The sequence below is a fragment of the Streptomyces sp. SID14515 genome (assembly GCF_010548505.1).
GTDB lineage: Bacteria > Actinomycetota > Actinomycetes > Streptomycetales > Streptomycetaceae > Streptomyces > Streptomyces caviscabies.
The window spans coordinates 35,865-61,173 of sequence record NZ_JAAGMH010000097.1 but is presented as its reverse complement, the minus strand read 5'-3'; the positions used below and the strand labels follow the sequence as shown (position 1 = coordinate 61,173).

The 25,309-nt window shown below is 71.8% G+C and carries 17 protein-coding genes and 2 riboswitches; of the genes, 8 read left to right on the top strand and 9 right to left on the bottom strand.

Annotated elements, in window-relative coordinates; all coding sequences use genetic code 11:
* Window positions 1-23: 23 nt before the first annotated feature.
* The 4 genes from G3I54_RS20445 to aceA all read right to left on the bottom strand — a co-directional run bounded on the left by G3I54_RS20445 (window position 24) and on the right by aceA (window position 5,172).
* Complete coding sequence (locus G3I54_RS20445; protein ID WP_164616313.1) at window positions 24-1,097, bottom strand: chitinase; 1,074 nt, start codon at window positions 1,095-1,097, stop codon at window positions 24-26.
* A 247-nt stretch (window positions 1,098-1,344) separates the two neighbouring features.
* Entirely contained in the window at window positions 1,345-2,214 is an 870-nt protein-coding gene (locus G3I54_RS20440) for a 3-hydroxybutyryl-CoA dehydrogenase (protein WP_164616312.1), read from the bottom strand.
* A complete protein-coding gene (gene aceB / locus G3I54_RS20435; RefSeq protein WP_164616311.1) occupies window positions 2,211-3,803 on the bottom strand; it encodes a malate synthase A in 1,593 nt (530 codons plus the stop codon). The genes G3I54_RS20440 and aceB overlap by 4 nt, the downstream gene beginning before the upstream one ends.
* An 88-nt stretch (window positions 3,804-3,891) precedes the next feature.
* Window positions 3,892-5,172 (bottom strand): isocitrate lyase, encoded by a 1,281-nt coding sequence (gene aceA / locus G3I54_RS20430; protein WP_164616310.1) that lies wholly within the window; start codon window positions 5,170-5,172, stop codon window positions 3,892-3,894.
* A gap of 373 nt (window positions 5,173-5,545) precedes the next feature.
* On the opposite strand from aceA, the gene G3I54_RS20425 reads away from it, so the two are divergent.
* The gene (locus G3I54_RS20425; RefSeq protein ID WP_164616309.1) at window positions 5,546-7,054 is read left to right on the top strand and encodes an XRE family transcriptional regulator; all 1,509 of its coding nucleotides are present in this window, start codon (window positions 5,546-5,548) and stop codon (window positions 7,052-7,054) included.
* Between the two features lie 30 nt (window positions 7,055-7,084).
* Here G3I54_RS20425 and G3I54_RS20420 read toward each other — a convergent pair whose 3' ends face one another.
* Window positions 7,085-8,458, bottom strand: coding sequence for a terpene cyclase/mutase family protein (locus G3I54_RS20420; protein WP_164616574.1), 1,374 nt, complete (start codon window positions 8,456-8,458; stop codon window positions 7,085-7,087).
* A gap of 240 nt (window positions 8,459-8,698) precedes the next feature.
* Window positions 8,699-8,775: riboswitch (cobalamin riboswitch) on the bottom strand.
* A gap of 149 nt (window positions 8,776-8,924) precedes the next feature.
* Window positions 8,925-8,997: riboswitch (cobalamin riboswitch) on the top strand.
* 144 nt (window positions 8,998-9,141) lie between these two features.
* Between G3I54_RS20420 and G3I54_RS20415 the strand changes: the two genes are divergently transcribed.
* The 6 genes from G3I54_RS20415 to G3I54_RS20390 all read left to right on the top strand — a co-directional run bounded on the left by G3I54_RS20415 (window position 9,142) and on the right by G3I54_RS20390 (window position 18,435).
* On the top strand, window positions 9,142-11,928 hold the full coding sequence (locus tag G3I54_RS20415; RefSeq protein WP_164616308.1) for a prenyltransferase/squalene oxidase repeat-containing protein: 2,787 nt from the start codon (window positions 9,142-9,144) through the stop codon (window positions 11,926-11,928).
* Window positions 11,925-12,848, top strand: a complete 924-nt coding sequence (locus tag G3I54_RS20410) for a hypothetical protein (RefSeq protein WP_164616307.1) — start codon at window positions 11,925-11,927, stop codon at window positions 12,846-12,848. Before G3I54_RS20415 ends, G3I54_RS20410 begins: the two co-directional genes overlap by 4 nt.
* Entirely contained in the window at window positions 12,838-14,022 is a 1,185-nt protein-coding gene (locus G3I54_RS20405; RefSeq protein ID WP_343240371.1) for an energy-coupling factor transporter transmembrane component T, read from the top strand. The genes G3I54_RS20410 and G3I54_RS20405 overlap by 11 nt, the downstream gene beginning before the upstream one ends.
* Window positions 14,019-15,737, top strand: coding sequence for an ABC transporter ATP-binding protein (locus tag G3I54_RS20400; RefSeq protein WP_164616306.1), 1,719 nt, complete (start codon window positions 14,019-14,021; stop codon window positions 15,735-15,737). The genes G3I54_RS20405 and G3I54_RS20400 overlap by 4 nt, the downstream gene beginning before the upstream one ends.
* A gap of 23 nt (window positions 15,738-15,760) precedes the next feature.
* Window positions 15,761-16,600: an ECF transporter S component gene (locus G3I54_RS20395; RefSeq protein ID WP_164616572.1), complete on the top strand. Its 840-nt coding sequence runs from the start codon at window positions 15,761-15,763 to the stop codon at window positions 16,598-16,600.
* A 146-nt stretch (window positions 16,601-16,746) separates the two neighbouring features.
* Window positions 16,747-18,435, top strand: a complete 1,689-nt coding sequence (locus G3I54_RS20390) for a hypothetical protein (protein ID WP_203686859.1) — start codon at window positions 16,747-16,749, stop codon at window positions 18,433-18,435.
* 15 nt (window positions 18,436-18,450) lie between these two features.
* Here the strand turns inward: G3I54_RS20390 and G3I54_RS40010 are convergent, their stop codons facing one another.
* The 3 genes from G3I54_RS40010 to G3I54_RS20375 all read right to left on the bottom strand — a co-directional run bounded on the left by G3I54_RS40010 (window position 18,451) and on the right by G3I54_RS20375 (window position 21,975).
* Entirely contained in the window at window positions 18,451-20,553 is a 2,103-nt protein-coding gene (locus tag G3I54_RS40010; protein WP_164616304.1) for an NB-ARC domain-containing protein, read from the bottom strand.
* A gap of 74 nt (window positions 20,554-20,627) precedes the next feature.
* Complete coding sequence (locus tag G3I54_RS20380; protein WP_164616303.1) at window positions 20,628-21,074, bottom strand: hypothetical protein; 447 nt, start codon at window positions 21,072-21,074, stop codon at window positions 20,628-20,630.
* Between the two features lie 337 nt (window positions 21,075-21,411).
* Window positions 21,412-21,975, bottom strand: coding sequence for a TetR/AcrR family transcriptional regulator (locus G3I54_RS20375; protein WP_164616571.1), 564 nt, complete (start codon window positions 21,973-21,975; stop codon window positions 21,412-21,414).
* Window positions 21,976-22,212: 237 nt separating this feature from the next.
* Between G3I54_RS20375 and G3I54_RS20370 the strand changes: the two genes are divergently transcribed.
* A complete protein-coding gene (locus G3I54_RS20370; protein ID WP_164616302.1) occupies window positions 22,213-23,190 on the top strand; it encodes a DUF3048 domain-containing protein in 978 nt (325 codons plus the stop codon).
* Window positions 23,191-23,260: 70 nt separating this feature from the next.
* On the opposite strand, the gene G3I54_RS20365 is transcribed toward G3I54_RS20370, so the two are convergent.
* Entirely contained in the window at window positions 23,261-25,000 is a 1,740-nt protein-coding gene (locus G3I54_RS20365; protein ID WP_164616301.1) for a discoidin domain-containing protein, read from the bottom strand.
* Window positions 25,001-25,309 lie beyond the last annotated feature (309 nt).

Here is a 25,309-nt window from a genome sequence, read left to right as displayed (position 1 = left end):
CGCGGGAGCCGTACAGCAGGGGCTCAACGGCCCTGGAGGGACTTCACGTTGTCGCCGAAGGTCCAGCCCTTGGAACCGTCCCAGTTCAGGGACCAGGTCATCAGCCCCTTGAGGGAACCGCCGTAGTGGTTCCAGGCCTGCGCGACCAGTCCGGTGGACATATGGCCGCCGCCCGCTCCGACCTGGGCGGGGAGGCCGGGCACCTGCTTGTCGTAGGGGACCTTGACGGTGGTGCCCTGGATGACGAGCCCGTTGTTCAGGCAGTCGGTCTGGGCGGTGAAGCCCGCGACGGTGCCGGCGGAGTAGGAGTCGCCGGAGCAGCCGTACATGCTGCCGTTGTAGTACTGCATGTTCAGCCACCACAGGCGGCCGTTGTCGGCGTACTTCTTAATGATGGGCAGGTAGGAGCCCCAGATCGAACCGTAGACGACGCTGCCGCCGGTGACATACGCCGTCTCGGGGGCCATGGTGAGGCCGAAGTTCGACGGCATCGCGGCGAGGACGCCGTCGATGATGCGGATGAGGTTGGCCTGCGACGGGGAGAGCTGGTTGATGTCACCGCTGCCGACGAGGCCGGTCTCGATGTCGATGTCGATGCCGTCGAAGTTGTACCTCTTCAGGATCGGCACGATCGTCTCGACGAACCGGTCGGCCACCGTGCTGGAGCTGAGGTCGATGCCGGCCGTGGCTCCGCCGATCGACATGAGGATGGTGCCGCCGGCGGCCTTGGCCTGACACATCTCGGCGGGGGTGGCGACCTTGACGGTGCTGTCCATGCCGTCCTCCCAGAGGACGGTGCCGTCGGAGCGGATGACGGGGAAGGCGGCGTTGATGACGTTGTAGCCGTGCTGGGCGATGCGGGAGTCGGTGATCGGGATCCAGCCGAGCGGCGGGTGCACGCCGTTGGCCGCCCCGTCCCAGTTCTCCCAGTACCCCTGGAGCACCTTGCCCGTGGGCTTCGACTTGACCGCGCAGGTCTCGTCGGCCGCAACGACGGCACCCGGGCCGGAGCCCTTCGGCGGAGCGGCTCCGACCAGCATCGGCACGACGAGCGCAGCGGCCAGGCCGAGGCCCAGCAGTCGTGAGGTACGACCCATGATCCGTACGTCCTTCCAGCCCGGGTCCGCCGCCGACGGTGCGAAAGGTTCGCCCCGCCCCGCCCTATGTCGTGACCCTGCCAAACCGTAGAATGGTCCAGACCTTCGGTCAAGAGGTCTGGACCAGACCGTCCGTCAGGAGCCGCCGCGCAAACACCGCGGCGGGGCGGGGAGCGGCACAGTCAACCGCTTCCCGCCCCGTCCGGCCATCGGTCGGGCCCCTCAGCCGCGACCTGACCCGGGCCCCTCAGCCCCGGTCGTACGTGTGGAACCCGCGACCCGTCTTCCGGCCGAGCAGACCGGCCTCCACCATCCGCAGGAGCAGCGGCGGCGGGGCGTACAGCGGTTCCTTGAACTCGTCGTACAGCGATGCGGCGATGGAGGCCACCGTGTCGAGGCCGATCAGGTCGGCGAGCTTCAGCGGTCCCATCGGGTGGGCGCAGCCCAGCTCCATCCCGGCGTCCACGTCGGCGGCGGTGGCGAAGCCCGACTCGGCCATCCGGATCGCGGAGAGCAGATACGGGACGAGGAGGGCGTTGACGACGAAGCCGGCCCGGTCCTGCGAGCGGACCACCGTCTTGCCGAGCACCGAGGTCACGAACTCCTCGGCGGCGGCGACCGTCGCGGGCGCGGTGTGCAGCGAGGTCACCACCTCCACCAGTGGAAGGACCGGCACCGGGTTGAAGAAGTGCAGTCCGAGGACGCGGTCGGCGCGGTGGGTGGCCATGCCGAGCCGCATGACGGGGATGGCGGAGGTGTTGGTCGCCAGGATCGCCTCGGGGTCCTCGACGATCTTGTCGAGGGCGGTGAAGATCTCCGTCTTGGCGGCGGCGTTCTCGACAACGGCCTCGATGACGAGCTGACGGTCGGCCAGGGCGTCGAGGCTGCCGGTGAAGTCCAGTCTGCCGAGCGCGTCCTCGGCGGTGAGCCGGTCGAGCTTGCCGCGCTGCACGGCCCGCTCCAGGGAGATCGCGACCCGTTCGCGGGCCCGGTCGGCGGCGGTGGCGTCCGCCTCGCAGACGATCGTGTGCAGTCCGGCGCGGGCGCAGACCTCGGCGATCCCGGCCCCCATCTGGCCCCCTCCGACGACGCCCACCCGGGCGATGGCGGCGCTCATGCCCGCACCGCCGGACGGCCGACGAGGTGGCGGGCGTACGCCTCCGTGGTGAAGAAGGCGGGCAGGTCCCTGCCGAGCGCGGTGCGTTCGAACAGGTCGCGGACCTGGTCGAGCTGGGCCCAGGGATACGTGGCGCCGAGCGCGGCCAGTTCCTCGTCGAGGAGCGTCAGGACCGTCTCGCGGTCGACCGCCCGGTGCTTGAGCCACTGCCAGATCTGGACCCGGGCGATCTCGGCGGTCGCCGCGTCCTCCATGAGCCCGTTCAGGGCGACGGCCCCTTGCCCGCGCAGCCAGGCGTCGTAGTAGCGCAGGGCGACGGCGATGTTGTCGCGGACGCCTTCCGGAGTCGGGCGACCCGCCGTGCGGCGGACGGCGACGAGGTGCTCGGCGGTGACATGGACGTCGTCGCGGGTGCGTTCCAGCTGGTGCGGACGGTCGCCGAGCACTCCGTCGAAGACGGTCCGGCAGACCAGGACGAGGCCGGGGTGGGCCACCCAGGAGCCGTCGAAGCCGTCCTCCGCCTCGCGCTCCTTGTCGAGCCGGACCTTCGCCAGCGCCGCCTCTCGGGCGGCCGGCTCGCCGCCGGGGATCTGCGCGGCCATGCCGCCGATGGCGTGTGCGCCGCGCTTGTGGCAGGTGCGGACCAGGAGTTCGGTGTAAGCGCGCAGGAAGGGGGCGGTCATGGTGACCTGCGCCCGGTCGGGGAGGACGAAGTCGGGGCGGTGCGCGAAGTTCTTGATCAGGCTGAAGAGGTAGTCCCAGCGGCCCGCGTTGAGGCCGGCGCTGTGTTCGCGCAGTTCGTAGAGGATCTCCTCCATCTCGAACGCGGCGGTGATCGTCTCGATGAGGACGGTGGCGCGGATCGTGCCGCGCGGGATGCCCAGCAGGTCCTGGGCGAGGAGGAACACATCGTTCCAGAGCCGGGCCTCGTACCGGTTCTCCAGCTTGGGGAGGTAGAAGTACGGTCCGCTGCCCGCGTCGATCTGGCGCTGAGCGCAGTGGAAGAAGTAGAGGCCGAAGTCGACGAGCGCGGCGGGCACGGGCCGCTCGTCGATGACGAGGTGCTTCTCGGTGAGATGCCAGCCGCGCGGCCGCACCATGATGGTGGCGGGCCGGTCGGTGAGCCGGTACTCCTTGCCGCTCGTGGTGGTGAAGTCGATACGGCGGTCGATGGCGTCGATCAGGTTCAGCTGGCCCCGCACGATGTTCTCCCAGGTGGGCGAGGTGGCGTCCTCGAAGTCGGCCATCCACACCTGGGCCCCGGAGTTGAGCGCGTTCACCGCCATCGAGCGCTCGGGCGGGCCGGTGATCTCCACCCGTCGGTCGGTGAGGCCGGGTGCGGGGCGGGCGACGCGCCAGTCGGGGTCGGTGCGGATCGACTTGGTGGCGCGGGAGAAGTCGAGCGGGGTGCCGCCACGCAGCAGCGCGGAGCGGCGGCGGCGCTCGGTCAGCAGGTCGAAGCGGCGGGCGGCGAAGGCCGCGTCGAGGCGGCCGATGAAGTCGAGGGCCTCGGGGGTGAGGACCTCCTCGTGCCGGTCCCCCGGTACGCCGAGGACCTGGACGCGGCCGGTCGTGGCAAGGGTGGTCATGCGGTTCTCCTCAGCGGGGGCGTGGCGGGACGGGGGCCCGGTCGCGGGGGCGCGGGGGCGTGGGCGGCCCCCGCGACCGGTGGGGGGGCTAGTGGAACTGCTCTTCCTCGGTGGAGCCGGTGAGGGCCGTGGTGGAGGAGGCGGGGTTGATGGCCGTGGAGACCTGGTCGAAGTAGCCGGTGCCGACCTCGCGCTGGTGCTTGACGGCGGTGAAGCCCTGCTCCTGGGCGGCGAACTCGCGCTCCTGGAGGTCGACGTAGGCGGTCATGCCCTGCTCGGCGTAGCCGCGCGCCAGGTCGAACATGGCGTGGTTGAGGGAGTGGAAGCCGGCCAGGGTAATGAACTGGAAGCGGTAGCCCATCGCGCCCAGCTCGCGCTGGAACTTGGCGATCTGGTCGTCGTCCAGCGCGGCCCGCCAGTTGAAGGACGGGGAGCAGTTGTACGCGAGCATCTGGTCCGGGTGCTCGGCGTGGATCGCCTCGGCGAACTCACGGGCCTGGGCGAGGTCAGGGGTGCCGGTCTCGACCCAGATGAGGTCGGCGTACGGGGCGTAGGCGAGGCCGCGGGCGATGACCGGGGCCATGCCGTTCTGCACGCGGTAGAAGCCCTCGGCGGTCCGCTCGCCGGTGACGAACCGCGCGTCGCGCTCGTCGACGTCGCTGGTGATCAGGTTGGCGGCGAGCGCGTCGGTGCGGGCCACGATCAGGGTGGGCACATCGGCGATGTCGGCGGCGAGGCGGGCCGCGTTGAGGGTGCGCACGTGCTGGGCGGTGGGGACGAGGACCTTGCCGCCGAGGTGGCCGCACTTCTTCTCGGAGGCGAGCTGGTCCTCGTAGTGGATGCCGGCCGCGCCCGCCTCGATCATCGCCTTGGTGAGCTCGAAGGCATTGAGCGGTCCGCCGAAGCCGGCCTCCGCGTCGGCGACGATCGGCGCGAGGTAGTCGGTGGTGTCGCCGGCGTCCTCGGCGGTGGCGATCTGGTCGGCGCGCAGCAGGGCATTGTTGATCCTGCGGACCACGCTCGGCACCGAGTTGGCCGGGTAGAGGCTCTGGTCGGGGTAGGTGTGACCGGCCAGGTTGGCGTCGGCGGCGACCTGCCAGCCGGAGAGGTAGATGGCCTTGAGGCCCGCCTTGACCTGCTGGACGGCCTGGCCGCCGGTCAGCGCGCCGAGCGCGTGGATGTAGTCCTGCTCGTGGAGCTGACGCCAGAGCCGCTCGGCGCCGCGCCGGGCGAGGGTGTGCTCCTCGCGGACGCTGCCGGAGAGCCGGACCACGTCCGCGGCGCTGTAGGTGCGCTCGATGCCCTTCCAGCGGGGGTCGCTCGCCCACCGCCGCGCCAGCTCTTCCGCCGTCGTCCTTGCCTGCGCCATGGCGTGTCTCCCGAAGTCGTGTGGGTCGATCGTGTGAAGGGTGCGAAGCCGGAGTCACTGGGTGACGCGACTTCTGGATGCGGCCCACCGGACCTCCGAGGTGGAACGGTAAGCAATGCGCCCGGCGGACCGGTCCGAGATCCCGAGGAGAACGACGTCAGGGCATGAAATCGTGCTCGGTTCCCCGGCCCGGAGCCGGTGTCCGGTGGGCCGCAGGAACAACTCTGGCAGTGGCACTGAGTGCCATCAACGGGGTACGCATGCCAAGTTCTGCGAATCTTTCGGCGCAGTTTGCCAAGATTGCAAAGGGTCTTGATGAGGTCCTGGCGGCTAGGGTTGTCGATATGTTGACGACGGTGGGAAGGGCCCCGAGGTGAGCAAGACCTACGCGGGCGCGCGGCTGCGCAGGCTGCGCGAGGAGCGCGGAATGAGCCAGGCGGAGCTGGCCAGGGTGCTGGCGATCTCGCCGAGCTATCTGAACCAGATGGAGCACGACTCGCGCCCGCTGACGGTGCCGGTCCTGCTCCGGCTGACCGAGGCCTTCGGCGTGGACCCGGGCTTCTTCTCGGAGCGGGACACCACCCGGGTGCTGGCGGATCTGCGGGAGGCGCTCGCGGACGAGGTCGGCGCGGCGCGGGTCTCGGCCGCCGAGCTGTCCGAGCTGGCCTCCCGGCTGCCGGGGGTGGCGAACGTGCTGCTCGACCTCGGGCGGCGTAACCAGGCGCTGGCCGGACGGTTGGCGGAGGCCGCCGAGCTGCGCGGCGGCGGCGGGCCGGACCTGCCGCGCTCCCCGCACGAGGAGATCCGCGAGTTCTTCTACCGCCGGCAGAACTACCTCCACGAGGCGGACCTGGCGGCCGAGGAGCTGGCGGCGGAGATCGGCGTACGCCCCGGCGAGGTGGTGCGTACGCTCGCCGCCCGGCTGACCGAGCGGCACGGCATCCGGCTGGCCACCGCCGCCGACCGGCAGGAGCGGACCGGGCCCGCCGGGGCGGAGCGGCGGCCGGCCCGGCGCCCCGGCGACGAACCTTCCCGGAGCGCGCCCCGGCAGGCGGACACCGGCCGGCTGCACCACTACGACCCGGACGCCCGGGTGCTGTACCTCTCGGGCCGGCTCCGGCCGGGCCAGCAGGCGTTCCGGATGGCGACGCAGCTCGCCCTGCTCGAATACGGCCCGGAGATCGCCCGGTTGGCCTCGGAGGACTACGACGAGTCCTCCGCGACCTGGCCCCTGGCGCGGATCGGGGTCGCCAACTACTTCGCGGGCGCGCTGATCCTCCCGTACCGGGCCTTCCACACGGCGGCCGAGGAGGTGCGGTACGACATCGAGCGGCTCACCGACCGGTTCGGGCTCGGCTACGAAACGGTCTGCCACCGGCTCTCCACGCTCCAGCGGCCCCGGCTGCGCGGGGTGCCGTTCTCCTTCGTCCGGGTCGACCGGGCGGGGAACATGTCGAAGCGGCAGTCCGCTACCGGGTTCCACTTCTCCCGCGCGGGCGGCACCTGCCCGCTGTGGAACGTGTACGAGGCGTTCGCCGCGCCCGGCAGGATCCACGTCCAGATCGCGGCGATGCCGGACGGGCAGCGCTATCTGTGGACCGCGCGGGCGGTGACCCGGCACCGGGGCGGCTGGGGCGAGCCGGGCAAGACGTTCGCCATCGGGCTGGGCTGCGAGATCCGGCATGCCGGGCGGCTGGTCTACTCCGACGGTCTCGACCTGGACAACGCCTCGGCCGCGACGCCGATCGGGATGGGCTGCCGGATCTGCGAGCGGCTGGACTGCCCGCAGCGCGCGGTCCCGCCGCTGGGGCAGCCGCTGGCGATCGACGAGAACAGCAGCACGTTCGTGCCGTACCCGGTGAAGGGGACGCCGTCCGCGTAGGCGGTGCGCGTCCCCCCCCACCCGGCCGGGTCAGGAGTAGCGCAGCGCGATGGTGTCGCCGACGCCGATCACCTTGTCGCGGGCGGCCCCGGCGAAGGCGGAGCCGTCGACGGACACCTTCCAGGTGGCCGATCCGGCGTTGGCCTTGCCGTTGACGGAGGTGATGGTTCCGGTGCCGGTCGCCGGGACGACTCCGGTGACGCAGCCCGCCGGGGTGGAGGCGCTCGTCGCGGCGGTCAGGACGTCGCCGAGGGTGGTGGTCGTGCCGGTCGGGGTGAAGGCGACCGAGCAGACCTTCAGGGCGCCGGCGCCGTCGTCCACGGTCAGCGCCAGTTTCGTCGCCGTACCGGCCGTGAAACCGCTCGCCGCGACCCACTTGGGCGCGCCGACGGTGACCGGGGTGGGCGGCGCGGCGGTGAAGCCGCCGCCCGCGACGGCGCGCAGGGCGTCGAGTGAGGAGTAGGCGGACGGGGTGGTGTCGGAGGGCTGGTACTTGAAGCCGCCGCCGGGGTTGAACTGCTGGGCGATCAGGAAGTCGATCGGGGTTCTGCCCATGGGGGTGAGGAAGTCGCCGGTCTGCGGGTTGATGCCGCAGGCGTTGAGCCCGGAGACGGCCCAGCCGTTGGAGCTGGTGTTGATGCCGTACAGGGCGTTGAACGCGCCGGAGTTGTTGACCAGCTTGCTCTTGAGGAACGCCTTGGCCTGGAGGATGTCGGGGTCGGTGTTCGGGACGCCGGAGACGCAGAGCGCGGCCATGGAGGCGCCGGTCATGTCGACGTCGCCCGGCTTGGCCAGCTCGGTGGCGTTGCCCTCGGCCTTGGCGTAGGTCCAGCCGCCGTCGTTGTGCTGGTTGGCCCGGAGCCGGGTGACGATGCGGTCGACGAGCGCCTGCGGGACCCGCTGGGCGCCCGCCTGGGTTCTGGCGCCACCCAGGGCGAGGGCGGCGAAGACGGTGCCGTTGTAGTTGGCGGACGGGCCGAAGTAGCCGGCCTCCGCGTTCTGCCAGTAGCCGTAGATGTCGGCGATCAGGTTGCGCGAGGCGGAGACCCGGGCGGGGTCGATCCCGGCGGCGTACGCGTTGAGCGTGCCGCGCTGGTAGTCGGTGACGACGGGGGTGGCGGAGGGCCAGCCGGGGGTGGCCAGGAGGTTGCGGTAGACGGTGCGGGCGTTCTTGGTGGCGTCGCCGCCCGGTGTCACGTCCACGGCGGCCGTGCCGGCGGCGGCGAACGCGCTGAACGCCCATTCGTTGGAGAGCCCGGAGCCGGCGTACGAACCGTCCGCGGCCTGGAGGGACTTGACGTACGCCACACCGTTGGTCTTCGAGGTGGCGATCTGGGCGGGCGTGGACGTCGCGGCGGCGGGCAGCGCCGTGAGGGCGAAGGCGCCGAGGACGGCGGGCGCCACGAGGCCGAGGCGACGGTACGTACGCGAGGTGCGGGTGGTGCCGTGGGCTCGGGTGCCGCCGGAGGCTCGGGTGGCTCCGGATGCACGGGAGACGACAGAACGGGGCATGGGCCTGCTCCTGGGGTGAGGGGCGCACGGCACCGCGCCGCCTCCCGGGCCGCACACGGCGGGTCGGGGCAGGCTGGGGGTGGCCGACGCCCGGACGCGTGGGTACGGCTTCTCCTGGGACAACCGCCGTCTGGGCATTCGGGCTCGGGAACGGCCCCCTGCCGTCCCACACCGCTGCGCGTCAGCCCCGGATTCGCACCGGGTTCCCCCCTACGGCAGGCCAGGACGCTACCCGAGGCTGCACAGGCGCGCCAGGGACGGCCGGGGCGTGCGCCGGAGCGCTCGGGAAGGAGACACAGGCCACCTTGACTGCCCGTTCGAGAGCGTGTTCCAATCCGCCTGATACGCACTCAGCCCCAGGGGAAGCCGGTCGAAATCCGGCGCTGACCCGCAGCCGTGGGCCCGCATCGCGCGGGCGAGCCGGAATGCCTGGGACCAGGAATTTCAGCGAGAAGCGCCGTCGCGGACTACGGCGTGGTTCGAACAGCTCCCCGGGGGCGGCCCCTTCGCGGCCGTGTCCTGCCGGGTAGTCGTCCTGCCACGCACGGCCCGCCCGGACGACACGAGGGGCCGTGGTGGGGACCGCACAGCAACAGGACCGACGCGTGGGCAAGAAGAGACTTCTGTCGCTGCTTTCGGCTGCCGCGGTGACCTTCGCCGCGAGCGTGGCGTTCGTCACCGGTGCGGGCCCGGCGGCCGCCGACCCCGTCGAGGAGTGCACGCCCACCAGGGGTGCGATCGTCGCGGTGGACTTCGGACCGTTCGGCGGCGGTGTGGTGCGCGGCTGCGACACCACACCGACCACCGGCTACGAGCTCCTCCACGAGGGCGGGTTCAGCACCGAGGGCACCCAGCACGACGGCGACGGCTTCATCTGCCGCATCGGCACCGGTTCGTTCGACTCCGGTACGCCGTACCCGACTCCGGCCACCGAGGACTGTGTGCTGACCCCGCAGGCCACCGCCTACTGGTCGTACTGGATCGCCTCGCCCGGCCAGGACACCTGGTCCTACAGCCCGCTCGGCGCGATGAGCCGCCAGCCGAAGGCGGGTGACGTGGACGCCTGGGTGTTCGGCGGTACCGACGTCGGCGGCTCCACCGGGAAGCCCACCTTCACCCCCGACGAGGTCCGCGCGGGCGGCGGAGCGACGCCAGGCCCCACCGACGGCCCGACCGGCGGCCCGAGCGTGCCCGCCGGGGAGATCGACGTACCGGCGGCCGGCCGCTGGGTGAGCGGTCAACTGCGCGACGGCACCCATGTGGTGGACGAAGGGTCCGAGACACCCAACGACTTCCTCACCACGGAGGCCGCGTACGCGCTCGCGGCGGCGAACGGCAAGGGCGCGGCCCTGGACAAGGTGACGGCCCATCTGGCAGGCCGGACCGACGCGTACGCCTACCCGGCCGGTCCGGACGAGGCGCCCGACGCCACGGCCGCGGCCCGGCTGGCGCTGCTCGCGGAGAGCACCGAGGGCGACCCGCGCGCCTTCGGCGGCCGCGATCTGCTCGGCGACCTCGTGAAGCACGTCTGCCCGGCCGGTCCGGACTCCGGCAGCCCCACCCCCGGCTGCACGGCCAAGGGCGACTTCCACGGCGCGATGTACGCGGACGGCCAGGCGCTGGCCGTGCTGGCGCTGCTGCGCGGCGGGGTCGAGCCGCCCGCCGGGACCGTGGACCGGCTGACCCAACTGGTGTGCCAGAACGGCTCGGTGACCAGCATCCTGATCCGTCCGGGCGAGAACTGCGACGGCGACCCGGCGACGACCGGTCTGGTCGCGCTGGTGCTGGACGAGGCGGGCGGCCAGGACGCCGCCGTCGCCAAGGCGCGTACGTATCTGAAGAAGGCCCAGCTGGAGTCGGGCGCGTTCCCGCTGTCCACCGGTGAGACGACCGGTTCCGTCACGGCCACCGCGTACGCGGCGCAGGCGCTGCGCGCGCTCGGTGACGGCGGCGCGGCGGACGCGGCGGTCTCCTGGCTGTCGCGGCAGCAGCACGACGACGGCGGCTTCGGGTTCGACGAGGGCGCCACCGACAGCGCGCTCTACCCGACCGGACCCGCCGTGCTGGCGGGCACGGGCACCAGCCTGGCCACCCTCACCACCAAGACGCCCGAGCCCACCGTCCCGCCGACCACTCCCCCGACGACCGGGCCCACCACCCCGCCGACGACGCGCCCGCCGGGTGTGGGCCCCGATCTCAAGAAGGGCGTCGCCTACCTCACCAGCCCGGCCAATCTCCACCAGGGCCGCTACTACAGGGCGGTCGACAACGCGGGACGCGCCGACTTCGGCATGACCATCGACGGGGCGTTCGCGCTGGCGGCGGCCGGTCATGACGACAACGCGCTGCGCACGATCGTGGACTTCCTCGCCCAGGGCGGCAAGGACAGCGAGGGCCGGACCCTGCACGACTGGACCGGGGTCGGCGGAAAGTACGCGCTGGGCGGCTCGATGGGCAAGGCGGCCCTCCTCGCCCAGGTCGTCGAGCGGGACCCGCGCGACTTCGGCGGCCAGGACCTGATCGCGGGCCTGGCGGACGCGGTCTGCGAGAAGCCGAGCACCGCGCCCGACCGCAGCTGCGCCGCCGAAGGCGCGTACACCTACGCACCGTCCGTCTTCGCGCACTCGCTCGGGATCATCGCGCAGCTGCGGGCCGGTGAGGAGAAGGCGGCCGAGGCCCCGATCGCGTATCTGGCGAGCCTCCAGCACACCGCCTCCGGCGCGTGGCCGAGCCTGATCCCCGCGACGGGCGACTCGGACGTGGACTCGACCGCGATGGCCGCGATGACGATGGACCTGGTCCCGGGCGACGCGCACGCGGCCGCCGTGGACAAGGCGCTGGCCTGGATCGCGTCCCGGCAGCTGCCGGACGGCGGGTTCCCCGGCGCCTCCGGCAACTCGGTCAACTCCGCGGCGCTCGCCGTGCAGGGCCTGTCGCTGGACGCGGAGAAGTACGACAAGCAGATCACGAAGGCGCTGAAGTTCCTCGCCTCGCAGCAGAACAAGGACGGCGGCTTCAATGTGGCCAAGGAGGGGCAGCGGGGCTCCGACATCCGCGCCTCGGCGCAGGCGGTCGGCGGTTCCACCGGCATCTCCTTCGGCGTCCTGACCCGCAGCCTGGAGGGCACCACGCCCAACCCGGTCCCCTCCCCCTCCTCCTCCGCCCCGGCGATCGTCACGCCCGGGGACAGCGGGGGCGGCTCGGTCGTCGACGCCACCGGTCCGGGCGACGGGGGCAGCCTCGCGTCGACCGGTGTGCAGGCGCTGGGCCTCGCGGCGGCCGCCGCGGTGCTGGTCCTGGCGGGCTGGCGCACGGTCGCCATCGCCCGCGACCGGCGTACGGCGACGGGTGGTGAACGGTGAGGTTCCGCCTCCGCCGCACGGCCGGCCGGACCCTGACCGCCTTGGGCCTGACCGGCGCGGCGCTCCTCGCGCCCGTGGGTCAGGCGTCGGCGGCCCCGCAGCCGATCGGCCGGTGCACCACCTCCTCGGGCGTGGTGCTGGCCGTCGACTTCAGCCACTGGGGCGGTCCCGTCTACCGCTCGTGCGGTACGACGCCGACGACCGGCTACGAGCTGCTCAACCAGGGCGGCTGGCGGACCACCGGGACCGGGCACGACGGTCCGGCGTTCATCTGCCGGATCGGCTACAGCGGACACCAGGGCGGCAAGCAGTACCCGACGTCCCAGCAGGAGGACTGTGTCCTCACCCCGCCGGCCTCGGCCTACTGGTCGTACTGGCACGCGAACCCCGGCGAGAACACCTGGGAGTACAGCCAGCTCGGCGCGATGAGCTACCGGCCCCGGCCGGGCAGCGTGGACCTGTGGATCTTCGGCGGGACGAACATCGAGGGCACGAAGGGCCGCCCCACCGTCACCCCGGACCAGCTGCGCGCCCACAACTCCCGTCCCACGGGCGGCGATCCGGCACCGCAGCCCAAGCCGAAGCCCGACCCCGTACGGACGGCGCAGCGGCCGGCGGACGGCGGCCAGGCCCCGCCTCCGCCCTCGGAGCGCCCCTCGGAACCGGCCTCGCCCTCCGCCTCCGCGAGCGCGTCCCCGTCCGCATCCGCCACGCCCTCGCCCACTCCGTCCGCGTCGGTGACGACGGACGCGGCGGTGGCCGCGCCGCAGGGGTCGGCGAAGGTGGTGGACGCGGCTCCGGCGGCCGACGCGGAGCACGACTCCGGGTCGATGGTGCCGGTGGCGGCGACGGCCGGTCTCGTGGTGGTCATCGGCGGCGCGGCCGTGTTCGCCGCGAAGCGCCGCCGCCGTGAGCAGTAGCGCCCGCGTGGCCGGCACGGCCGGGGAACGCTCCGCCGACAGCCCGGACACCGGCGGCCGGCGGTTGCCGCGCACCCTGCACCCGGTCGCCTGGTGGATCTGGGCGCTCGCCCTGGCCACGGCGGTCAGCCGTACCAACAACCCGCTGCTGCTCTTCCTGGTCCTCGCGGTGCTCGGCTACGTCATCACCGTGCGGCGCACCGAGGCCCCGTGGGCGCGCGGCTTCAAGTACTACCTCTATCTGGCCCTGACGGTGGTGGCGATCCGGGTGGTGTTCCGGGCGGTGTTCGCCACCGGCATCACCCCGAACGACCACTACCTCTTCTCGCTCCCGCACATTCCGACGCCGGACTGGTACGCGGGCATCCAACTGGGCGGCCCGGTCTCGCTGGAGGCGCTGCTGTCCGCCGCGACCGACGGCCTGCGGCTGGCGTGCATGCTGTGCTGCATCGGCGCGGCCAACACCCTCGCCAACCCGAAGCGGGCGCTGCGGGTGCTGCCGGGCGCGCTGTACGAACTGGGCGTCGCCGTCACCGTGTCGATCAGCGTCGCCCCCCAACTGGTGCAGAGCGTGCAGCGGGTGGCCCGTGCCCGACGGCTGCGGGCCGGTCGCAACAAGGGGCTGAAGGCGCTGCGCGGAATCGTCGTCCCGGTGCTGGAGGACGCCCTGGAGCGGTCGTTGCGACTGGCGGCGGCGATGGACTCGCGTGGCTACGGGCGGGCCGGATCGGCGGCGCGCGGCTCGCGCCGGCTGACCGGGGTGCTGATGCTGCTGGGCATGTGCGGACTGTGCGCCGGGGCGTACGGCCTCCTCGACGCGTCCGCGCCCAAACTGCTGGGGCTGCCCGCGCTGGCCGCCGGTTCGGTCCTCTGCCTGGCCGGGCTGCGCCTCGGCGGGCGGCGGGTGACGCGGACGACGTACCGGCCGGATCCGTGGCGGTTCGCGGAGTGGGCGGTGGCATCCTGCGGAGTGCTCTCCGCGGTACTGCTGTTCGTCAACGTCGGCTACGACCCGGCCGAGCTGAACCCGTCGATCTACCCGCTGAGTTGGCCGACACTGCCCCTCGTCCCGACCGCCGCGATCCTGCTCGCGGGTGCGGCCGGGTTCCTGGCGCCGCCGCCCGGTCCGCCCGCTCCGCACATCCCCGCGCAACGCACCGAGGAAGCCGCATGATCACCTTCGACCAGGTGTCCGTCGTGTACGACGGCGCCGACGAGCCGGTCCTGCGGGACGTGAACCTTAATGTCGACGAGGGCGAACTCTGCCTCGTGGTGGGCCATACGGGGGTCGGCAAGTCGACGCTGCTGGGCGCGGTCAACGGGCTGGTCCCGCACTTCACCGGCGGCACGCTGTACGGCACGGTCACGGTCGACGGCCGCGACACCGCCGACCATCCGCCGCGCGAACTCGCCGATGTGGTGGGCGTGGTGGGACAGGATCCGCTGGACGGTTTCGTCACGGACACGGTCGAGGAGGAACTGGCCTACGCGATGGAGCAGTTGGCCATCGCACCGGCGGTGATGCGCAAGCGGGTCGAGGAGACGCTCGACCTGCTCGGGCTCGCGGATCTGCGCCACCGGGCACTGTACGAGCTGTCCGGCGGGCAGCAGCAGCGCGTCGCGATCGGTTCCGTGCTCACCGCCCACCCGCGCGTCCTGGTGCTCGACGAGCCGACCTCGGCGCTCGACCCGACGGCGGCCGAGGAGGTACTGGCCGCGGTGACCCGGCTGGTCCACGATCTGGGGGTGACGGTGCTGCTGGCCGAGCACCGGCTGGAGCGGGTGGTGCAGTACGCCGACCGGGTCATCCATCTGCCCGGGGACGGCCGGGTGGTCACGGGTCCGCCGGCGGAGATCTTCACGACCTCGTCCATCGCCCCGCCCATCGTCGAGCTGGGCCGGGCGGCGGGCTGGTCGCCGCTGCCCCTGTCGGTACGCGACGCCCGCCGGGCGGCCCGTCCGCTGCGTACGGCGCTGGAGGGCACACCGCCCCCGCCGGTGCGCGCGGTCCCGGACGCACCGGGCGCGGACCTGCTCGGGGCCCGGGGGATCACGGTCGCCTACCGGGGCGTCCCGGCGGTGCGGGAGGTGGACCTCGATCTGCGGGCCGGGGAGGTCACGGCGTTGATGGGCCGCAACGGCTCGGGCAAGTCGTCGCTGCTGTGGGCGCTCCAGGGCTCGGGTCCTCGGAGGTCCGGCACGGTACGGGTGGCCGGGGGCGGGTCCGGCGCACCGGATCCGGGTGGCGCGGTGCGGGGCGGCTCGGCGCGGAGCCGTTCGACGCGGGGCAGTGACCCGAAGGGCCTGTCCGCCGCCGAGGCCAGACGGCTGGTCGGACTCGTACCGCAGACCCCGACCGACCTGCTCTACCTGGAGAGCGTCAAGCAGGAACTCGACCAGGCCGACACCGAGTCCGCGACAGGCGGTGGTGGGACCGGCACCGCGAACCCGTCCGCCCGGACGCTCCTGGACCGGCTGGCCCCCGGCATCGACGGCGCTACGCACCCGCGCGACCTCTCCGAGGGCCAGAAGCTGGCCCTGGTCCTCGCGATCCAGCTGACGGCCGCGCCCCGGGTCCTGCTGCTGGACGAGCCGACGCGCGGTCTGGACTACCGGGCCAAGACCCAGCTGATCGCCATGGTCGACGAACTCGCCGCCGAGGGGCGGTCGGTGGTGATCTCCACCCATGACGTCGAGTTCGCGGCACGGGCCGCGGACCGGGTGGTGGTGCTGGCCGAGGGCGACATCGTCGCGGACGGGCCGACCACCGAGGTCATCGTCGCCTCCCCGGTCTTCGCCCCGCAGGTGGCGAAGATCCTGTCGCCGCTGCCGTACCTGACGGTCGACCAGGTGGCCGCGGTGCTCCCGCACGAGGAGGCGGGCGCGTGAAGCACCTCGCGGATCTCAAGGACCTGAAGGACCTCACCGAGCGCTCCGCCGGGGCCATCCGCATCGCACCGCGCGCCGGAGTCGTGATCGCCATGGCGGCGTTCCTCGGCCTGGTCGCCTTCTTCTGGCCCTTCGTCGTCGCGCCGGGCCGACTGGGCGCGGCGTACGCGCCGCCGCTGATCTTCGGCGTACTGCTGGTGCTCGTCCTGTGCGTGGTGATCTCCGAGATCGCCGAGGGCGGCATCAACTCCAAGGCGTTGGCGATGCTCGGGGTGCTCTCCGCGGTGAACGCGGCGCTGCGCCCGCTCGGTGCGGGAACGGCGGGCATCGAGACGGTCTTCTTCGTTCTCGTCCTGGCGGGCCGCGTCTACGGCCCCGGCTTCGGCTTCACCCTCGGCTGCACGTCCCTGTTCGCATCCGCGCTGATCACCGGCGGGGTCGGCCCGTGGATGCCGTACCAGATGTTCGGCTGCGCGTTCGTCGGCATGCTCGCGGGCCTGCTGCCCCGGGCCACGGGCCGCCGCGAGGTCATGATGCTCGCCGTCTACGGATCGCTCTCCGGCTACCTCTTCGGCTTTCTGCTGAACCTGTCCTTCTGGCCGTTCTCGGTGGACCCGAACAGCTCCATCGCCTACCTCCCCGGTCTGCCCTTCACCGAACAGTGGCAGCGCTACCTGGCGTTCGACGTCGCCACGTCCCTCGGCTGGGACACCGGACGCGCCGTCACGAACTTCCTCTGCATCACCCTGGCGGGCCCCGCCGTCCTCACCACCTTCCGCCGGGCAGCCCGCAAGGCACGGTTCCGGGCGCCGGTGCGCTTCGCCGGCCGGGAGCGGGGCGGCGGGGCTCCGGCGGGAGACTGACGACCGGGCGCGAAGACGGCCCGGCCGCGAGCGGCTCCCTTACGATATGACCGTCAGGGACTTCAGTTCGCCACTCGAAAGGTTGCAGCACGGCTTGAGATGCGAGCCGCGACCGGGCGGTGCGCCCATAGCCTTTCGGGGTGGCCATGCACGCTAGCCGTCCCCTTCGCGTCCCCGTCGGGCCCGACGCCGGGCGGTGGAGCACCTTCCACGGTGAGAAGACCCTGGTCGTAGCGGCCCGTACGGTGACCTCGACCGTAAGAGTCCTCGAATGCCTGCCCGCTCTCCTGCGCGGGGACGGACGGGTGACGGTCGTCTTCGCCCACGACCCCACCTCCGCCTTCAACGCCGGGGTGCTGGATCTGCTGCACGACGCGGGCTGCCGCGTCATCCCCTGGGAGCAGGTGAGCCACGCCGATCCCGATCTGATCCTCACCGCAAGCGAGAACATCGATGTGCCCGAGGGGCATTGCCCGGTCCTCGTACTGCCGCACGGCATCGGGTTCCAAAAGCACGTGCCGGACTCACGGGGGCCGCGAAACCGGCTGTCCGGGGTGGTGCCGGACAGCCTGCTGGAGTCGGGGCGCGCGTGGCTGGCCATTTCGCATCCGAGCCAGGAAGAGCAACTGCTCGCCTCGCATCCGAAGGCCGCCGGGCGCACTCTGCTCGTGGGCGACCCGTGTTACGACGAGCTGCTCGTCAGCGCCGACCGGGCGGACACGTACCGTCGGGCGCTCGGCGTGCCCGACCGGCACCGGCTGGTGGTGCTCAGCTCCACCTGGGGCGGAGGTTCGCTGATCGGGCGGCACCCCGAGCTGGCTGCCCGGGTGCTGGGCGCGCTGCCGTACGACGAGTTCCGGGTGGCGGCGATCCTTCATCCCAACGTCTGGGCGGGGCACGGCTCCTGGCAGATCCGCAATATCCTTGCACCTGCCCTGGACGCGGGGCTGATGCTGATTCCCCACATCCACGCGTGGCGGTCGGCGCTGGTCGCGGCGGACGTGGTCGTGGGCGACCACGGGTCGGTGACGTTGTACGGTGCCGCGCTCGGTAAGCCGGTTCTGCTGGGGGCTTTCGGGAGCGAGTCCGTCGAAGGCACCTCGGTGGCAGCGCTCGGGCGGGCCGCACCACGTCTCGACGACCGGGGTGACGTACACCGACAGATCACCTCTGCGTTGACCGGGCAGGCCCCGGAACGGTTCGCCGCGATCGCGGAAGGAGCTTTCGACCAGCCGGGCAGGGCCTTGGCGCGGCTGCGCACCGCGCTCTACCACCTGCTGGAGCTAACGGAACCGACGCAGGCCGCCCCACCCGATCGGTATCTGGGCGAACCCGAGCAATCGGGGACGGCAGTCACCTCTTGGAAAGTCACCACCACCGTCTCACCTGGCAGCGTCACCGTAGACAGGCGGCCGGCGGCGGTGTCGCCGGACGAGGGCGAGACGGCCGGCTGCTTCGTCCACCTGGCCTGCGACGAACGGGAGCAGGACCGGCGCACGTTGGAGAACGCTTCGGTGCTGCTCCAGCGAGGCCCCGCCCGTTCCCTGACAGCTGCGCTCCAGTGGATCGAGGACACCCTTGGCCGCTTTCCGGGCTGCCATCTAGCGGCGACCGCCCTGAGCCAGGGCGGGCACGTGGCAGGACTGCGCGACGGCCGGATCGTGGAGGCGGCCATGACCGGGCCGCGGTCCGACCCGGGTCTGTCCGCCGCGGCCGTCTACGCCCTGTCTCTGACCACCGCTCACCTGGCGGACACCCGGGTGACCCTGAAGGTCGGGGCACGGGAGCACGACATGATCATCAGGCTGCGACCGCAAGGCCGACTCCGCAGCTGACCCTGTGCACCGGCCTCAGTCACGCGGATCCATGTTCGCCAGCCGTCTCCGGAGCACCGCCGCCCGCGGACTGTCATACACATCGAATATGGCGATGCTCTGGACGATCAGTGATCGCACGTCCGAAAAAGGGCCTTCCCACCGCTCCTGAAGGTCTGCCAGAGCCACCAGCGCCTCTGCCCGGTAGTACATCGCCTTCACCGCCAGTAGCGTTTCGGCCGACCGTCGAAGCAATTGGTCTGCTTCAACAGCCTCTCCCAGACGCCCCAGTACCATTCCTATGGCCAAGTCGACCCGGGCCGCCATACGACGGTCACACACATCGCTCAGCGCCGCGCGAGAGCCTCGCAAGGTAAACAGAGCTTCATAGAGCTCATTGTCAGCCGCCTGGACACAACCGAGCAGATACGTGGCTATTGCCTCACCACGAGGCTGATTCGCCCTTTTGTTCAAGAAAATGGAACGCCTATAGGACTGTTTGGCATCTTCTCGGCTGAACGGTTCCAAGCAGCGCCCCCGGAACTCGAGCACAGACGCCAGCAGCACGTCGTCGGACGCCTTCTGCGCCCACACCAGAGCCCGGTCCATCGCCAGCCGGGCACCAATGTGGTCACCAAGGTCCATGAGTACGCGCGACAAGAAGCTGAGCAGCCTCGCCTCAGCCGCGCGAGTCCCTTTCACACTGGCGGCCCCTACCCCGATCAGTAGCGAATCCCTCCAGGCACCGAGATGCCGGTGGTAGAAGAACAGCGCAGTCAAGGCCTCCACAAGCTGCCACACCTCGGTGTACAGCGCCCTGTCGCGCGCGGCGGCCCGCAAGACACCGAGGATGTTGCGGTGTTCCGCCTCCAGCCAGTCCACGGGCTGGGGGGCGTCCGGCGCGGCGAAGGGGTCGTGAACGTCGGAGAGCCACTGGTCGAGGTCGGCGATCCGCAGCCGGTCCAGCCTGACGGTCCGGTCGGCGAGTGCGGTGAGAGCCAGGTAGTGCAGCGTCACCCGCATTACCAGCGCCGGGAATTCGTCCGGGTGTTCCTCCTCCGTCCCTCGTTCCAGGGCGTGCAGACGTACGAGGCGATGGAAGCGCAGACGGCCGTCCGCCATCCGGTCGAGCAGGCCTGCCCGGTCCAGGGATTCCAGCGCGTCCGCAGCCCGGTTTGGATCCAGTTCTGCCGCCACCGCGGCGACCCCGGCGTCGAAGGATTCCCCCGGGAACCAGCTCATCAGTCGGTAGAGCCGGGCCGTATCCGGGTCCAGTCCACGGTAGGAGAGATCGAATGCGGCCGATACCGAACCTTCCCTTCCGAGGGCGGGCACTCCTGTCGGTCGACGCAATTCCATGGCCAGCTCTGTCGCAAGTGCGGCGAAGCTGAGCCGAGCGTCGGTCGCCAGCCGGGCTGCGACCACGCGCAGCACCATCGGCAGCCCGCCGCAGAGATCCACGAGGCGTTCCGCCGAGGCCGGGTCGACGGCGACTCTCTCCGCGCCGCACCGGTCGGCGAGCACCGCCAGGGAGCTGTCCCGGTCGAGTGGATCCACCGGCATCGATCGCGCCCCGTCCAGTGCGAGTTCCCCGAGGTGGTTCTCACTCGCGACCAGCAGCACGCTGCCCTGTCCCTCCACCAACGGAATGAGGGGGGTCACCTCAGCGGCACAGGAGACGTTGTCCAGGAAGACCACCAGACGTCCGCCCTCGAATCTGCTCCGCAGGAGCTCGATCCGTTCCGTGAACGTGGCCGAGATGCAGGCGACATCGACGCCCTGGGATCGCAGGCGGCGCCGGGCCGTTTCGAAGACCTCCTCGTCCGCCGCCTCCGCCCGCAGAGCGGCGAAGTCCACATAGATCCGCCCGCCGGGGAACCGCTCACGTCTGCGCTCCACCCAATGGGACACGAGCGCGGTCTTGCCCACGCCGGGCGGTCCGTACAGCGCGACGAAGCCGACGCCCACGCCATCGGAGTCACCCTGGGCCAGCCAGGTGTCGAGTGCGGCGAGGCTCGCGGCCCGGCCGACGAACCGAGCGGGCGGTGGCGGAATTTCGTCGGGCGGGAGATTCAACTCGGGCCGAGGCGGCTGCTGGATGTCGAACGTGATGCCGCCGTGGACCGCCCGGTCCCCCATACTCGGCCCGTAGTCGGCACCGGATACACCACTACCCGATAAGTCCGGTTCGGAACCGTCGGACCGCCCTGCCATCATCGTGCGCCCGGTTCCTGCCGGGGTGTCAGCGGGGCACTTCCGCCGTGGATCGACTGGGCCATGATCACAGGTGAGTTGTAGGTGCCACCGTTGATCGTGTTGTGGTTGATCGACACGGTCGCACCGGTCGCCTGGTGAGGAGCCAGTTCCTCCAGCAGGTCCCTCAACTGGGCGGCCGCCTCCGGGTTGGCGCGCAGCGCCCGGCGGAGCCTCGTCCGCCACTCCGCCTCGATGTCCGCTGCCGTCTCCTCGTCGGAGTCCGCACGGGCCGCCGTCAGTTCGGCGCGGGACTCCTCCAGCTCGGCGTCGACCGCCTCGGTGTCCTCACCCCGGGCCAGGAACCGGGCCACGCGCCCGCGCACCTGCGTCCAGGCCTCCGTCGCCATCAGCCCCACGAACGTCGTCGCACCCGATGCCGCCAGTGCCGTCAACTCGGCTTCCACCGAACCCCCTCCGCCTCACTTGTCGCAGCGTACGGGCACGTGAACCGTCGCTGATGCAACCGTAGAGAGCGAACAGCGCCTTCGGAAGCGGAATCGGGTGCGCGGCGCAGAGCAGTTCCAGCCATGTCGGTCGGTCCGGAATGCCTCCCGACGCTACGACGCCGGGCGCTCCGGTGCGTCGGGCCGGGTCGGCAGTCCGGCCACCAGTGCCGCTCCGAGGGGGCGGTGATGCGCAGTCGGTGGCCGAGGAGCGGGTCGGCGATGAGCCGGACGAGGGCGGGCGCGAGCGTGGCGGCCAGGATCGTGGTGGTCCGGCGGCGTCGGGGCGAGGGGGCGGTCATCGGTCCGCTCCCGGTGTCGGGGCGAGCGCACCGTGGAGGAAGACCTCCGCCAGCCGGCCCCCGGTGAGGCGTGCCGGGTCGTCGGGGTGCGGGCGGGTGAACAGCAGGCCCAAGAAGAGCGCGGCGGCCTGTTCGACCGGCAGGCGGAAGGACTCGGCGTCGGGTGCCAGGAGCTCGGCGACCGCGTTCCGGATCGCGGCCATCGACTCCTCGCGCCCCATGCCGCGGGCCTGTTCGCCCGCCGGGGTGTCGCGGCGGCGGTGGCCGGAGGCGTGCAGTGATCCCGCGATGGCGCCCATCCGGTCCAGGTGCGCCTCCAGGGCGTCGGCCGCCTCGGCTAGGCAGTCGGCGGTCGGGAGGTCGGTGGGGATGGACATCAGCTCGCGTACGGCGTGGTCGTGGCGCATCGCTTCGGCCATACAGGCGTCCAGAAGCTCCTCCTTGTCGGCGAAGACGCGGAAGATCGTCGCCTCGCCGATACCGGCGGCGCGGGCGACCTTGGCGGTGGTGACGGCGGCGCCGTACTCGGCGATCAGCGGAATGGCCGCCTTGACGATCATTTCGCGGCGCTGTTCGGGGCTCATGCCCGGCGCACGACGACGGGTCGCTGGTTTCTCGGTCATGAGGAGAACGGTACGGAGTGAGTACTCACTCCGCCAATGTTCCGGGGGCGTCGGCGGGCGGACGGCCCTCCGGCGCAACCACCGGCGCCCCGGACGCGTGATGATGGATGAGGGGCCGCGACACGGCGACGCTCCGCCGCCACCGCCGGCCGGCGCCCCGGAAGGGCGGTCGCCATGTCCGCAGCCGGAGTGAAGACATCGGTCGCAGCGCTGCTCACCGCGCTCCTGCTGGCCGTGACCGCCGCGTGCACGGGCGGGGACGGTTCGTCGCCCTCGCCCAGCAGCCGCTCCCCGTCCGGTGCGGGCAGGACCGCCGACGTACTGGCCGTGAAGATCGACAACGTGGCGCCTGCACGCCCCCACACCGGCCTGGAGCGGGCCGACATCGTCTACGTCGAGCAGGTGGAGGCCGGTCTGAGCCGGATCCTCGCCGTCTACTCCTCCGATCTGCCGCCTGTCATCGGCCCGGTGCGCAGTGCGCGGGAGACCGATCTGGAGCTGCTGCGGCAGTTCGACCGGCCGACGCTGGCGTTCTCCGGGGCGCAGAGCAGGCTGCTGCCGGTCATCGACCGCGCGCCGCTGGAGGCCGTGCCGCCCTCGAAGGCGCCGGGGGCGTACTTCCGGGGCCAGGTCCGGCCCGCACCGCACAATCTCTATCTGCGGCCGGAGAGGATTCCGTTCACCGCCTCCGGCGTGGACGCCGTCGAGGAGCTGGGACTGAAGAAGGGCCCGCCGCCGCCCGGCGGCGAGCCAGAGGACAGCCGTACGGTCCGCTATCCGTCCGCGTCCGTGACCTTCACCTGGTCCGCCGAGCGCGACCGCTGGCTCGTCTCCCTGGATGGCTCCCCCGCCCGTACCGCCGGCGGCGAGCGGATCGGGGCCGGCACGGTCGTCGTCCAGGACGTGACCGTCCGCCCGTCGGACTTCAGCGACCGGTCCGGGAACGTCACTCCGTTCACCGAGACCGTGGGGGCGGGCAGCGCGGTCGTCCTGCGCGACGGGCGGACGTACGAGGCGCGGTGGTCCCGGAGCTCGGCCGAGGCGGACACCGTGTTCACCGGCAGCGACGGGCGGCGCGTCGATCTCGCCGAAGGACCGCTCTGGATTCTGTACGCGCCGCGCGGGGGCGCCGATTCCGCGGCGGGCGGCTGAAGCCGGGGCGGGCGTCCGGGCGGTAGGAGGACCCCACCGCCCGGACGCCCGGGTACGCGATCCCGTTCTCCTACTGCCAGACCTTGACGTAGTCGATGCTCAGCTTCTGCGGGAAGCGGGTGGTGGCGTCGGGCGATCCGGGCCAGTCACCGCCGACCGCGTTGTTGAGGATGAGGAAGAAGTCGTGGTCGAACACCCAGGGTCCGCGGGTGCTCTCCAGCTCCTCCTTGTCGACCGTGTGCGTCACCTGACCATCGACCCGGAACGTCATGCCCTTGCTGTCCCAGTCCACGGCGAAGGTGTGGAAGTCGTCGGCGAAGTCCGCGCCCCCGGGCAGGGAGTACGGGGCTCCGTAGCCGGCCGCGCCGTTGTACGCGGGCGCGTGGAGGGTGGAGTAGGTGGTGTTCGGCTCCTTGCCGACGTGTTCCATGATGTCGATCTCGCCGGTGTAGGGCCACGGGCGCCCCTGGTCGAAGTAGTCCGCGCCCAGCATCCAGAACGCGGGCCAGAGCCCCTGCGTACCGGAGACCTTGATGCGCGCCTCGACCCGGCCGTAGGTGAACTGGAACTTCCCGTAGGTGTTGAGCCGCGCCGAGGTGTACTGGCATGTGGTGCTGCCGCTCAGCGGGTCGGGCGGGCAGGCGGAGCCCGGGGTCTCCTCGCGGCGGGCCTCCAGGACGAGGCTGCCGTTGCCGTCCTGGGCGGCGTTCTTGTTGTTCGTGTAGTACTCCAGCTCGTTGTTGGGGCCGGTGCCCGTCTCCGGGACCCACTTAGCGGGGTCGGGCGCGGTGCCCGCGGGGCCGTTGAACTCGTCGCTGAACACCAGCCGGTCGTACGTGGGGTCGGCCGGCAGCGGCGGTGCGGGGTTCGGCGCTCCGCCGGTGCCCCAGACCTGGAACTCCCAGAGCGAGTAGCCGTATTCACCGCTGCGTTGGGTTGCGTACAGGCGTACGTGCCGACCGGCGCCGCTGACGTCCAGCGTCTCCTTGAAGCCCGTGCCCGCGGCGGTCTGGTGGATCGTCGTCCAGTCGGTCCCGTTGTCGGATACCTCGATCCGGTAGGCCCTGGCGTGGGCCGGGTCCCACTGGAGGACGACCCGGTGGATCTCGGCGCGGGCGCCGAGGTCGACCGCGATCCAGCCCTGGTCGGTCCAGCCGCCCTCGGGGCTGGTGGCCCAGCGGCTGGCGGGGTCACGGTCGAAGGCCTTGTCCGGCGAGCACTCCCAGCAGGTGCCGTCGTGCTGGGAGGTCGAGGCGGAGCCGGTCTTGCCGTAGGAGAGCAGGACGTCGTCGTCGCCGGGGGCGGTGCCGCCACCGGTGGTGGAGTAGACCTGGAACTCGTGGAGGGAGTAGCCCCAGGCGGTGGCCCGCTGGGTGCCGTGCATCCGGATGTAGCGGCCGGTCCCGGAGACCGTCAGGGTCTCGACGCCCCCGGAGCCGGTCGTGGTGGAGTGGATCGTCGTCCAGTCGGTTCCGTCGGCGGAGACCTCCAGCCGGTAGCCCTTGGCGTACGCGGCCTCCCAGTCGAGGACGACCTGCCCGATCGACGTGCTCGCGCCCAGGTCGATACGGAGCCACTCGTCGTCGGTGAAGGCGCTGGACCAGCGGGTGGCGGTGTCGCCGTCCACGGCCGACGCGGCGCTGAAGGGCGCCTCCGTGCTGGAGGCGGTCGCCGGCTTTCCCTGGGAGACGAGAACGGCCGCGGCGGCGGCGCGTTCCGGGGCGACGGCCACCGAGAGGGTGAACAGGAGGGCCACGGCGGCCATGACCGCCAGGGCACCGCGCAACCGTGGTGTTCCACGGGCTTCCATGCGAACTCCTTGCTCTGTGAGGGGGTTGGGCCGAGAGAGCGCTCCCCCACAGTGGGGAGACTGGCGGGAGCGGAGTGAACCGTCAAGAGTCGCGGCCGAGTTGATTCAAGAGGCCACGGCCGCCGAGGTCCGACTTGTCGCTCTGATGCCTGGTCAACTGTCTCTGAGATTTCAGGAGATGAAACATCGGGCGGCCCGTCCGACCGGGCGCGGCATTTCTGTGCACAACTCTTGACGCGACGGAAACACGGGAGAATCATTCGGCTACCGAGAGAGCGCTCTCTCCCCCTGTGGGAGCACGAGTCCGCA

What these genes read in the sequence shown, in the direction of transcription:
- G3I54_RS20445 (WP_164616313.1), bottom strand. Translation starts at nt 1,097, where the DNA reads ATGGGTCGTACCTCACGACTGCTGGGCCTCGGCCTGGCCGCTGCGCTC.
- G3I54_RS20440 (WP_164616312.1), bottom strand. Translation starts at nt 2,214, where the DNA reads ATGAGCGCCGCCATCGCCCGGGTGGGCGTCGTCGGAGGGGGCCAGATG.
- aceB (WP_164616311.1), bottom strand. Translation starts at nt 3,803, where the DNA reads ATGACCACCCTTGCCACGACCGGCCGCGTCCAGGTCCTCGGCGTACCG.
- aceA (WP_164616310.1), bottom strand. Translation starts at nt 5,172, where the DNA reads ATGGCGCAGGCAAGGACGACGGCGGAAGAGCTGGCGCGGCGGTGGGCG.
- G3I54_RS20400 (WP_164616306.1), top strand. Translation starts at nt 14,019, where the DNA reads ATGATCACCTTCGACCAGGTGTCCGTCGTGTACGACGGCGCCGACGAG.
- G3I54_RS20390 (WP_203686859.1), top strand. Translation starts at nt 16,747, where the DNA reads ATGCACGCTAGCCGTCCCCTTCGCGTCCCCGTCGGGCCCGACGCCGGG.
- G3I54_RS40010 (WP_164616304.1), bottom strand. Translation starts at nt 20,553, where the DNA reads ATGGGGGACCGGGCGGTCCACGGCGGCATCACGTTCGACATCCAGCAG.
- G3I54_RS20375 (WP_164616571.1), bottom strand. Translation starts at nt 21,975, where the DNA reads ATGATCGTCAAGGCGGCCATTCCGCTGATCGCCGAGTACGGCGCCGCC.
- G3I54_RS20370 (WP_164616302.1), top strand. Translation starts at nt 22,213, where the DNA reads ATGTCCGCAGCCGGAGTGAAGACATCGGTCGCAGCGCTGCTCACCGCG.
- G3I54_RS20365 (WP_164616301.1), bottom strand. Translation starts at nt 25,000, where the DNA reads ATGGAAGCCCGTGGAACACCACGGTTGCGCGGTGCCCTGGCGGTCATG.